Annotated in this window: 12 protein-coding genes; all 12 read left to right on the plus strand. The window is 47.9% G+C overall.

The genetic code is table 11. The annotated features are described in order from the left end of the window. The first annotated feature begins 7 nt into the window (after positions 1-7). The 12 genes from xseA to BMY11_RS28780 all read left to right on the plus strand — a co-directional run bounded on the left by xseA (position 8) and on the right by BMY11_RS28780 (position 11311). Positions 8-1375, plus strand: coding sequence for an exodeoxyribonuclease VII large subunit (xseA, locus tag BMY11_RS07480; protein ID WP_090573851.1), 1368 nt, complete (start codon positions 8-10; stop codon positions 1373-1375). After that, positions 1365-1622, plus strand: a complete 258-nt coding sequence (gene xseB / locus BMY11_RS07485; RefSeq protein ID WP_090573852.1) for an exodeoxyribonuclease VII small subunit — start codon at positions 1365-1367, stop codon at positions 1620-1622. The genes xseA and xseB overlap by 11 nt, the downstream gene beginning before the upstream one ends. Positions 1623-1633: 11 nt before the next feature. Continuing rightward, on the plus strand, positions 1634-2545 hold the full coding sequence (locus BMY11_RS07490; RefSeq protein ID WP_371262767.1) for a polyprenyl synthetase family protein: 912 nt from the start codon (positions 1634-1636) through the stop codon (positions 2543-2545). Positions 2546-2652: 107 nt separating this feature from the next. After that, complete coding sequence (dxs, locus tag BMY11_RS07495) at positions 2653-4551, plus strand: 1-deoxy-D-xylulose-5-phosphate synthase (protein WP_090573853.1); 1899 nt, start codon at positions 2653-2655, stop codon at positions 4549-4551. A 15-nt stretch (positions 4552-4566) separates the two neighbouring features. Beyond that, positions 4567-5400, plus strand: coding sequence for a TlyA family RNA methyltransferase (locus tag BMY11_RS07500; protein ID WP_090573854.1), 834 nt, complete (start codon positions 4567-4569; stop codon positions 5398-5400). Between the two features lie 250 nt (positions 5401-5650). Beyond that, positions 5651-6112 carry a hypothetical protein gene (locus BMY11_RS07505; RefSeq protein ID WP_090573855.1) on the plus strand — a complete coding sequence of 154 codons (462 nt, stop codon included), beginning with the start codon at positions 5651-5653 and terminating at the stop codon, positions 6110-6112. A 33-nt stretch (positions 6113-6145) separates the two neighbouring features. Then, complete coding sequence (ahrC, locus tag BMY11_RS07510; protein ID WP_090573856.1) at positions 6146-6595, plus strand: transcriptional regulator AhrC/ArgR; 450 nt, start codon at positions 6146-6148, stop codon at positions 6593-6595. Positions 6596-6635: 40 nt separating this feature from the next. Further along, positions 6636-8336, plus strand: coding sequence for a DNA repair protein RecN (gene recN / locus BMY11_RS07515; RefSeq protein ID WP_090573857.1), 1701 nt, complete (start codon positions 6636-6638; stop codon positions 8334-8336). 123 nt (positions 8337-8459) lie between these two features. Further along, on the plus strand, positions 8460-9830 hold the full coding sequence (spoIVB, locus tag BMY11_RS07520) for a SpoIVB peptidase (RefSeq protein WP_090573858.1): 1371 nt from the start codon (positions 8460-8462) through the stop codon (positions 9828-9830). A gap of 66 nt (positions 9831-9896) precedes the next feature. Further along, the gene (locus tag BMY11_RS07525) at positions 9897-10580 is read left to right on the plus strand and encodes a hypothetical protein (RefSeq protein ID WP_090573859.1); all 684 of its coding nucleotides are present in this window, start codon (positions 9897-9899) and stop codon (positions 10578-10580) included. 173 nt (positions 10581-10753) lie between these two features. After that, complete coding sequence (locus BMY11_RS07530) at positions 10754-10954, plus strand: YqaE/Pmp3 family membrane protein (RefSeq protein WP_090573860.1); 201 nt, start codon at positions 10754-10756, stop codon at positions 10952-10954. A 207-nt stretch (positions 10955-11161) separates the two neighbouring features. Continuing rightward, complete coding sequence (locus BMY11_RS28780; protein ID WP_177182547.1) at positions 11162-11311, plus strand: hypothetical protein; 150 nt, start codon at positions 11162-11164, stop codon at positions 11309-11311. Positions 11312-12134 lie beyond the last annotated feature (823 nt).

Consider the following 12134-nt stretch of genomic DNA (forward strand, 5'->3'; position numbering starts at 1 on the left):
GCGGAAGATGGCGGATCGCACGCGAATATTCTCGATAAAAGAAATTAACCGATATATCGGAATGAAGCTGGAATCGGACGAGCTTCTCGGCGATGTGTGGATTCGCGGGGAAATCTCGAATTTCACACATCATTCGAGCGGCCATATGTATTTCACGCTTAAGGATAAGGACAGCCGAATAAAGTGCATCATGTTTGCCTCTTACAATCAGCGGCTGCCCTTCATCCCGAAGGAAGGCGCGAAAGTGATTGCCCGCGGCAATATTTCGGTCTACGAGCGTGATGGCAATTATCAATTTTATTGTATCTCGATGCAGCCAGATGGTATCGGAAGTCTCTACCTCGCTTATGAGCAGCTAAAAAAGAAGCTCCAGGACGAGGGGCTGTTCGACTCTGCACGTAAGCGGCCGATTCCGCAGTTTCCAAAGGCAATCGGTGTCATTACGTCTGCAACTGGAGCAGCCGTCCGAGATATTCTCATCACGCTGCAGCGCCGTCACCCATCAGTGCCGGTGCTGCTTTTTCCCGTTCTAGTGCAAGGGACGCTCGCAGCGCCTTCAATTGTAAAAGCGATTGAAACGATGAACCGTTTAGCCGAAGTCGACGTATTAATAATAGGCCGCGGCGGCGGATCACTTGAGGAGCTGTGGGCGTTCAACGAAGAATCGGTTGCGAGAAGCATTGCTGCTTCCTTAATTCCGGTTATATCGGCAGTTGGACATGAGACAGATTTTACGATAGCAGATTTCGTCGCTGACCTGAGAGCAGCAACCCCGACAGCAGCAGCGGAGCTTGCCGTTACGAGCGTGCACGAGCTGAAATCCAGGCTGGCACAGACGGAGTCGAGACTTGTGAGCAGCTTGCGGATGTCGCTGAACAACCGGAAGGAACGGCTAACGCGGCTTCGCAGAGCGCCGTTATTCATCAATCCGCGCAAATATTTATTGCAGCATGCTGAGCGCCTTGACCGTGCTGAGGAAAGACTGCAAATGAGAGTGATACGCTTCACGGAACGAAGCAGAGATAGATATACACGACTGGGCCACCTACTAGCGAAAGTACATCCAGGCGCTCAAGCCGCGCTTGCAGCGAAGCAGCTGGAGCGTTTGTCGGACCGGCTGCAGGCGACGATGGCATCGGACATGAAGGAGAAGCGGATGAATTTGCTCGCTTCAATTAGGCAGCTTGATGCGCTGAGTCCATTAAAAGTCATGTCCAGAGGGTACAGCTTGGTCTATGATGATCAAGAGAAACGGCTAATTAAATCGGTGAATGACGTTCAGCTTGGCGATTTGCTGAAGGTGAAGGTTGCGGATGGTCAGCTGGAATGCCAAGTTTGGGGAATGAATGGGGAGGCGAAAGCGGATGGCGGCTAAAGAAAAAGTGATTGAAGAGCAGGCGATTAGCTTCGAAGCGGCGATGGAACGTCTCGAGTCGATCGTAAGCAAGCTGGAGAGCGGAGATGTTCCGCTTGAGACGGCGATCGAATTGTTCCAGGAAGGTATGAAGCTGTCTCAGCTGTGCGGCTCCAAGCTAGAGGATGTTGAACGGAAGATCGAAGTGTTGATCGAAACGGAAAATGGCCTACATAAAAAACCGTTTGCAGCGGCAAACGAGGAATAGAGGTAATTAATGTGAAGACTTCGGTTTCGACCGCTGACTATTTGAATCGCTCCGTCCTGGAAATCGAAGAGGCGCTGCATACTTCACTTCCGCAGGAATGGGATATTCCACCAGCCCTCAGGGAGTCGATGATGTATTCCTTGGAAGCAGGCGGCAAGCGGCTGCGGCCCATTCTCGTTTTGACAGCGGCTGAGGCGGTTCAGAGCGATAGCCTTGCTCGCAGCCAAGCGATGCCGGTTGCTAGCGCGATTGAGATGATTCACACCTACTCGCTCATTCATGATGATTTGCCTGCAATGGATAACGATGACTATCGAAGAGGCAAACTGACCAATCATAAAGTATACGGCGAAGCGATGGCGATATTAGCCGGCGACGGCCTGCTCACACATGCCTTCTATGCGATTACCCGCACGGTTGCGCTCGGTACTCCGCCAGAGACGGCGCTTGCAATTGTTTCGGATCTAGCCAGATTGGCAGGCGCTCCGGGCATGGTTGGCGGCCAAGCAGCGGATATCCTCGGTGAACAAGGTGTAACCTCGCTTGCTGAACTGGAGTACATCCATCTGCACAAGACGAGTGATTTGATCGTATTCTCCGTGCTTGCCGGTGCAAGAATCGGCGGAGCGACGCAGCAGCAGCTGGAATCGCTGCAGCAATTCGCTAGGAAGCTTGGGCTTGCTTTTCAAATCCAGGACGACATTCTCGATCTGATCGGAGACGAGGCGAAGCTTGGAAAGCCGGTGCAGAGTGATGTGCAGCAGCAAAAGGTGACGTATCCGTTCTTGCTCGGCATGGAGAAGTCTGTGGCGCTTGTTGAGCGATTAACAGAGGAATCCAAGCAAGCGCTGGCGGATGCGAAGCTTGCAAATCCGGAATATTTAATGGCCATTGCAGATTATTTGATGAATCGAGATCATTAATTTGACAATGCTTAGGTCTTTCCGCTCGAACTATGTTATAATTTAGCCACATTTGACGTTTAATGGACAACGGGATCAATGAATACCCGTGAAAGCGAGGAAATATCGTGTTACTGGAACATATACATGAGCCGGCTGACTTGAAATCCCTCTCGATAGCCCAGTTGGAACAGCTTGCTGCGGAGATCCGCGCGTTCCTCATTGAGAAGCTGTCGGAGACGGGCGGACATCTTGCGCCCAACTTAGGTGTCGTCGAACTTACACTAGCGCTGCATTACTTATTTGACAGCCCTAAAGATAAGTTTCTTTTCGACGTGGGCCATCAATCTTACGTTCATAAAATTTTAACGGGTCGTAAAGATCAATTCGATACGCTCCGCCAATATAAAGGGTTGTGCGGTTTCGTCAAACGCTCGGAAAGCGTGCATGACGTTTGGGAGGCAGGCCACAGCAGCACCTCGCTGTCCGCAGCGATGGGTATGGCGCTTGCCCGCGACTTGAAGGGCGAGAAGAATAAGGTCGTAGCCATTATTGGCGATGGCGCACTGACTGGCGGTATGGCGCTCGAGGCGCTGAATCATATCGGCCATGAGAAGAAGAATCTAATGGTGATCCTGAACGACAATGAAATGTCGATCGCACCGAACGTTGGGGCACTGCACCATTATTTGGGCAAAATCAGAACGGACCGCCATTATCAGAAGGCGAAGGAAGAGCTAAATCAGCTGCTTAACAAAATTCCGGCCATCGGCGGTAAGGTCGCGAAGACGGTTGAGCGATTGAAAGACAGCGTGAAGTATTTGCTCATGAACGGGGTTCTGTTTGAGCAATTCGGATTGACGTATTTTGGCCCGGTTGATGGCCATGATCTGGAGCAATTGATGGAGACGATTGAGCAAGCGAGCCGTGTGCAAGGTCCAGTGCTTGTTCATGTTATCACGGTTAAAGGTAAAGGCTATTCGCCGGCGGAAGCCGATTCGCATAAATGGCATGGAATATCTCCATACAAGATCGAATCCGGTCAAGTACTGAAAGCAGTTGGACCACCTATGTACACCGAGGTGTTTACTGAGGCGCTTATGGATTTGGCTGAACAGGATAATCGCATTGTTGCCGTCACGCCCGCAATGCCTGGCGGTTCCGGCTTAATTAAGTTCGCAGAGAAGTATCCGAATCGCATGATTGATGTCGGCATTGCGGAGCAGCATGCAGCGACGATGTGTGCGGCGATGGCGATGGAAGGGATGAAGCCGGTATATGCGGTGTATTCCACTTTCCTGCAGCGTGCATATGACCAAGTGGTGCATGATATTTGCCGCCAGAACGCGAATGTTGTGTTTGCTATTGACCGTGCGGGCTTCGTTGGTCCGGATGGGGAGACACATCAAGGCGTATATGATATTGCTTATCTGCGCCACATTCCGAACATGGCGCTCATGATGCCGAAAGACGAGAACGAGCTTCGCCGGATGATGAAGACGGCGTTTGATTATAATGACGGACCGATTGGTATTCGTTATCCGCGGATTAATGGTCTTGGCGTTCAGATCGATAAAGAGATGAAGCCGATTCCGATCGGATCATGGGAAGTTGTTCGCGAAGGTGATTCCGCTGTTATCGCAGCTATCGGGCCGATGCTTCAGGTTGCTGAGGAAGCGGCTGAGCTGCTTAAGCGTGAAGGGCTTCAGGTTCGCGTCGTGAATGCACGATTCATTAAGCCGATGGATGAAACGATGCTGCTTCAAATCGCCGAAGAGGGTCTCCATATGCTCGTGCTTGAGGAAGGCTCCGAGCTCGGAGGCCTAGGCAGTGCGATTATGGAGTTCTACTCCTTGAATGGCAAACATGGCGTGCCAGTACGAATTATGGGTGTGCCGGATATATTCGTTGAGCATGGTTCCATTAAGGAGCAGCGCCAAGAGATCGGCTTGACGGCAGAGCGTGCTGCAACAGAATTGAAAGCATTGCTGCCTCGCGTCCGCAAGCGCGTTCCGGGTCAGGTATAAGAGCAGGAGAAACCGATGACAATTGCAAAAGAAAGAATTGATGTCTTACTCGTGGAACAAGGCTTCTACGAAAGCCGTGTAAAGGCGAAAGCTGCGCTTATGGCAGGCCTTGTGATCGTTGACGGTGAACGAATCGAGAAGAGCGGCATGAAGGTGCCGCGCTCGGCGAATATCATTGTTAAAGGCGCTGTTCATCCTTATGTCAGCCGCGGTGGCTTGAAGCTGGAGAAAGCGATCCGACAGTTTGAGTTAAACCTGGATGGTGTAGTCATGATTGACATCGGCGCATCCACTGGCGGGTTCACTGATTGCGCACTGCAGAACGGCGCGTCTTACGTCTATGCGGTTGACGTTGGTTACAATCAGCTTGACTGGTCGCTTCGTCAGGATGATCGGGTCAATGTAATGGAACGCACTAATTTCCGCTATACGGTACCAGCTGATTTGACTGGTGCGCAGCCGACGTTCGCAACGATTGACGTATCGTTCATTTCCCTGAAATTGATTTTGCCTACTCTTGGTACGTTACTCGAGCGAGGAGCTTGCGTCGTCGCGCTCATCAAGCCGCAGTTTGAAGCCGGACGCGAGAAGGTCGGCAAGTCTGGCGTCGTTCGTGAGCCGAGTGTCCACCGTGAAGTGCTGCATCAGGTGCTAGCTATGGCTGCTGTAGAAGGGTTCGTGCTGCAGCATTTAACGTTCTCGCCTATAACAGGCGGAGAAGGCAATATTGAGTTTCTTGCGAACTGGCTGTGGGAACCTGGTAGCAGTTCAATTCCTCCGAGCGAGGAAGCGATTGCTGCCCTTGTGAAGGAAGCGGCGGGTACGTTCGCACAGGATTCCAAACAATAAGAAAAGTCTTTCATTTTGGCGGCTGCTGAAGTGAAAGGCTTTTTTTATTTATAGAAGCAAATTTTCGCGTGTGCCCTCTTTGCAGATCGTCAAATATTTGGTACACTAAGAAAGAAAGCGAACAAACGTTTGGCAACAGGTGTTCGGAAACAAATGTTCGAAATTGCCGATCATACTCAGATGGAGAGGATATTAGTTCTTCAGCGCGAAATGAATAGTGTAACTCTTTCACGCTGGGGGAGGGATTGGATTGGGAAGTTACGGGGACTGGCTTGTCATGCTAATTGCCGGCGCATTGATCATCTTCTGGTTGTATCGCAGCTTTTACCGTTGGCTGCATGAACCGCCAGGCATGAACTCGAAGCTGCTTCTAAGCGAGGCAGAGGATGTTCGGGACGATGATGTAAATGTGCAGTTTCTGGAGAAATCCGGATACGAGGTCACGCATGGCAAATATCGTGTGCCAATCACAGTTGAACTTGACGGCACTATGCTTCAGAGTAGGCTGTTCATCGATTTAATTGCGGAGAAAGATGGCAAACATTATATTGTGAAGACTGCAAGAGAACGGATGCCGATTGATTGGACTGGCAGTGGGGTTAGAGATAGGCTGCTCGTCTACGCACTGCTCCTGCCAGAGTGTGAAGGTGTTTTGTTCGTAGATCACAAGGAGCTCACAATCCGTAAAATTACATTCCGATTCGGAACCTAGCAGTTAATCTTGACCAACTTTAGGAGGCTATTCATGAAGAGCGTTCGGCAAATGAAAATCCGTGAACTAATTACAAGCAAAAATATAGAAACACAGGACGAGCTTGTCGATACACTGAGGACGACAGGCCTTGCGGTTACGCAAGCGACAGTATCCCGTGACATTAAAGAAATGCAGCTTATCAAAGTGCCAATCGAGGATGGCCGATACAAATATTCGCTGCCGCAGGAGACGCGAAGCAATTCAATCCACAAGCTAAAGCGCACACTGTCCGATCATTTCCTACATATCGACTTCACGGACAACCTTGTTGTTATGAAGTGTTTGCCAGGAACAGCTAACGCCATCGGCGCCATGATTGACAATATGGAGTGGTCGGAAGTGATGGGAACAATCTGCGGAGATGATACGATACTGCTGATTTGCAGAACGAAGCAGCAGAGCGAAGAAATTGTGGACAGGATGCTTGGATTAATGAATTAGAACATTGATGTTTGAATGAACCTGGAGGAGGAGAGCAACTATGCTTCGCGAGTTGTCGATACGCAATTTGGCTGTTATTGAATATGTTTCAGTAAAATTCCACGATGGATTTCATGTGCTGACAGGTGAGACTGGAGCAGGGAAGTCGATTCTAATCGACGCGCTCAGTCTTGTTGTAGGGGGGCGCGGCGCTTCAGAGATGGTCCGTTACGGCTGTGACAAAGCCGAGATCGAGGCGATGTTCGAGCTGCCTGCTTCTCATCCTGTTTGGTACACTCTTCAATCGTTCGGAATTCATGCTTCGCCTGAGGAAGGACTTGTTGTTCGCCGCGAGCTTTCCGCGCAAGGCAAGAGCATCAGCCGCGTAAACGGACACATTGTGACCCTGTCAATGCTGCGCGAAGCAGGGGAGTGCCTCGTCAATATCCATGGTCAGCATGAGCATCAGTCATTACTGCGCACGGAGAAGCATCTGGAGTGGCTTGATTCTTATGCAGGTGATTCAATCGCTGCATCAGTGGATGCCTATCGCAGCGTTTACCGCGAGTATGATAAAGTTCGAGTTCAACTGAAGGATATAGAAGATACATCACGTCAGAATATGCAGATGCTTGATTTATATCGCTTCCAGATCGAGGAGATTGCTTCTGCCCACTTAAAACCGGGAGAGGACGAATCGCTTTCCGAGGAGAAGCAGAAACTAATGTATGCGGTGAGACGCAGAGATTCCGCTTCTGAAGCTTACAGCTTATTGCATGGAGGCAAAGGAGTGGATGCAGTCAGCCGAGCTGTAAGCCGGATTAGTGATATTCGGGATTATGATCCCGTTGCACTTGACCCGCTGCTTGAACAGCTGCAATCCGCATTTTATCAGTTGGAGGATGCGGTATATCAACTGCGCGATTATAGGGACAATGTCGACTCTGATCCAGAACGGCTCGCGGATATTGATGACCGTCTGGATATGATAAATAGCTTGAAACGCAAATATGGCGAGAATATCCCTGATATTCTGTCCTACTTGTCGAGCATTCAGTCGGAAGCAGACAAGATCGAGAACCGTGACGAGTATCTTGCTCGCCTGCAGCTTGAGCGCGATCGACTGTTCGCACAAGCATTGATGATTGGTAAGCAACTTTCTGATCAGCGCCGTAAAGCTGCGGATCAGCTGGCAATTGCAATTGAGAGCGAGCTGCGCGGCCTTCAGATGGATCGGACGAAGTTCTACGTTCAATTGCAGCAGACGCAAGATGGCGAGCACTACAAACTGCATGCGAGCGGCATTGATGAAGCTGCCTTCCTCTTTGCACCGAACCCTGGAGAACCGATGAAGCCAATTAGCAAGATCGCGTCTGGCGGCGAGATGTCGCGTATTATGCTGGCACTCAAGACGATCTTCGCTTCGATTGATGAAGTGCCGGTTCTTGTATTCGACGAAGTGGATACTGGCGTTAGCGGACGTGCTGCTCAAGCAATCGCTGAGAAGATGTCGCGTTTGTCCAACCAGTGCCAAGTGTTCTCGATTACCCATTTGCCGCAGGTGGCATGTATGGCAGACCATCATTATGAAATCAAGAAGATCATTGTTGCTGATCGAACTTCTACAATGGTAACGGAAATGAGCTCTGCTACACGAATTGAAGAACTGGCGCGCATGCTCGGCGGCGTGGAAGTAACGGAAAAAACACGCCATCATGCACAAGAAATGCTTGACTTGGCTGTAAGGCAAAAGGGGGCGTAATGGAAGGGAATCAGGGAATGTTTTTGGCGACATAAAACAGTAGGGGCAGGGATAACTTAAAGGTACGCAAATGGCGAACCACCTTTCTCGTCAAGCGATTTTGCAACAGGGAGCGTGAAGTCATTGAATGCCAATCAGCGGAAGCGGTGGCTAGGTCTACTTCTCGTTATCATCGTTTGCATGCTTGGTCTATCCTCTCCACTTCAACATTTCGCCGCATTTCCGAACGAGGTTCGTTTGTTCTCCGGCCAGTTGAAACAATTAGACTATGGTATGCCTGTACATGCTCAAGTGACCGTTGATTCGCAAATGCTGCGTGTAAACGGCTCAACTGATCGTTCACTTTCAATTAATTTGAACAAGCCACTCTCAATTGAATCATCACAAAGCGGCAAAACAACGATGAAATTGAAATTATTCGGCAAAATTCCTTTCAAAACCGTTCGAGTAAACGTTGTACCGGATTTGCGTGTCATTCCGGGTGGACAAACGATTGGTGTTAAAGTGAAATCTGCAGGCATTATGGTTGTCGGTCATCATCAGGTAGTTGATGCGAAGGGCACTAAAGTATCCCCAGGCGAGCAAGCGAAGCTGCAACTGGGTGATCTCATCGTTCGTATTAATGGCAAGTATGTAAACGAAGTGCATAAGGTAGCAGAAATGGCGGAGGAAGCTGGTGACACGAAACAACCGCTTCATTTGACAGTGAAACGGGGATCGCGATTATTCGATACGAAGCTCCTTCCTGTGTTTGATTCTGAAGATCGCGCTTGGCGATTGGGGTTATATATTCGTGACTCCGCAGCTGGTGTTGGTACATTAACGTTCTACGCTCCAGATCAAGGCGTTTATGGCGCACTTGGACATGTTATTACAGATATGGATACCCAAACACCTATTGAAGTGGGCGAAGGACAGATTCTGCAATCTAACGTGACTTCAATTAACAAGAGCCAGAACGGCGAGCCAGGCGAGAAGAGAGCGCAGTTCGTGAAGGAAAGCAAAGTACTTGGCAATATTGAGCGGAACACGTCATTTGGCATTTTCGGTAAAATGAAGGAGCTGCCTTCACATAGCTATAACGATCAATCGATTCCTGTTGCTTTCGCTGAAGAAGTGAAGGAAGGACCTGCCCAATTGCTTACGGTTGTAAACGGACAGAAGGTTGAGCGGTTTAATGTAGAGATCGTTCATGTAACGAAACAGCAATCTCCTGCAACTAAGGGGATGGTAATTAAGATTACAGATCGCCGTTTGCTGGAGCAAACAGGTGGCATTGTTCAAGGGATGTCGGGAAGCCCCATCATTCAAGATGGCAAACTGATCGGCGCTGTAACTCATGTATTCGTTACACCTAATACACCCACTGGACAATGCAGTAATACTGGCGATTCACAAAGCAGTGATCAAGCAACGAAAACAAAAGAGTGCGGCATAAAATATCTCACACAGCGTTATAAAGGTTGTCTACAATGGGCAACCTTTTTTTGTTAGGTCGTTGACAGTGCAAAGTATTTGACGTATAATTTAAAACAATAACAACGAAGGAGATTGAACAGTGTGGCAAACCGCAAAGGTTTAGGAGTATCTAAGAAATACACGAAGGGGTCTGTTCACGAAACAGCTACCGGTAGGTTCGTGGTGCTGGATCGGTTCGCTGAAGAAGATGATGAGAAGAATACCCCAATGCTTGAGTTGCAGTGGTTGTCAGGTGACAAAGAAGGTAAGACAGAAGTTAACCGTGAAATGAATATGGCTGCAAGTATACATAAGTTTCAATCTAGTCGAGGGTTACCAACTATAACAACAGAAACCAGAATGATTGATGAAGAAATAACCTTTGTTGAAAAAATAGACAGACTTTTTAGTATATGCTCAAACTTACAAGACCATTTTGCTTACGATGCTTTAAAGGTCGAAAGAATAAATCAAACACTCGATGAAGTTCATGGAATCAAAAGATACATAGATAATGCATCAGCTTCTATAATGGGAAATAGTAATAAAGTCGGTGAAATGATGAAAAATGTATTCGAAAGTGTTACAGCTAATGGACAAGGTTTAGAAGAAGCAATGACAAAAATTCAAACATTAAATGCGGTAGTCAGTGATCAACGGGAAACAATCTCCCAGTTAACAGAAACTGTTAATAAGCTACTTCAACATAGTACAGTGGTGGTTAAACAACAAGAAACCATGTCAATGCAACAAGCAATATTGAATAAACTAATTGAAAAATTATAAGGGGTGACAGTAGTGAGCAATAAACTTAGAGAGTTGGTACAAGTTAACGGAGCACTTGAAAACATAGCCCACACACTGGATATATTCGGACACAATGATGTATTAGTTGACCAGATGATGAAGTTGATCACAGAACGTGACCATTTAATGTCACAGATCAAGGTGTTGAACTAATGAGATACATACTAGCAATCGTGTTTCCACCACTAGCTGTCCTGTTGTGCGGTAAACCTGTCCAGTTCCTTCTGAATTGCATTCTACTGTTCTTCTTATGGATACCAGCTGTGATCCACGCCTTTGCTGTGGTAGCCAACCACAAGGCTGAGAAGCGTAATGACAAACTGATCAGAGCTATCAGAGGTGAACCAATGTAAGCTGCTGAATAGTAGTAAACAGAAAAGTCCTTGCCAAGTGTAGGGGCTTTTTTATTTGACGTTTAATGCAAAATACTTGACGCAAAGTGTTTAACCGTGATAATATCTTGTCAGGGGGTGGAGACATGTACTGGATAGATCTTCTTACAATATTATCGCTGATCATGATTGGTTTGATTGTACTCTACAGAGGGACGGTGAAAAGAGATGGAAAGACTAGAAATCGATATCATTCATCAACTGTTTGGGCTTGGGGTCAGCAAAGAGGAAGTACTGGAATTCATAAGAAGTGACGGTAAAATGCCAGATAGAGATATAACATTGACCGAACAAATAAAAGAACAAGGTGATACATAAGAAGGGGATAACAACCTCTTCTTTTTTTGTGCATCTATATGGTGGCTCATATGGGCTGTTTTAAGACGTTCTATATTAGATGGTATGAATACAGGGGGAACTGTGTGCAACGTCTTAGAATCAATCCTACGAGGTCTCATGTGGGTATAGACAGGGTGTGGGTAGTGGGCGGTCAATGAATGAAACAAACTGGGACAACATGTGCACAGGGGTAACAGTAGTGTGGGCACCATTGGTATGTACACAGGGCAAGCACACGGGCAAGGGTAGTAACAATATGTACAGGGGTAGGCAGGATGATAGAGCAGTGCTAGGACATAACACTAATTGAATGACTGATATTATAATCGTTGACACATCGGGGTACATACACATAGTCCATTCCTTGTACAGTGTTGATGATTGACCACAATAAAATGACACAGGGTGGGGCACCCATATACCAGTACTGTGCAGCAGCTGTGACATAGTAGAAGGTCATTTAGATAGGTAACCATACATCATTACTTTAACACAGTGAAGTATAGACGTATCAACGCATTAACGCTGTGACGATTTAGCCCCCCGCCTCGCACTAACGAAAAGTTAGCGACCCGCCTACGACCGCACCTGCCTATAAGAACAAAAAGTTCTCCCCAAATCCACCATGGTGATAATGATTATCAATGAGAATGTACTGAGAATGGCAGTGACAAGGGCTGATTACCATTTCCGAAAGGTAATGCAGGGGATCAAAAAGTGGCTGTAACCCACGGCTGGCAAGGGATTGCATGATTCTGCACAAATTACCACAAATCTGCCCCAAAGCTTTTGCCATAGAGCC

Origin of the sequence: Paenibacillus sp. OV219, from assembly GCF_900110075.1 — a bacterium.
GTDB lineage: Bacteria > Bacillota > Bacilli > Paenibacillales > Paenibacillaceae > Paenibacillus_Z.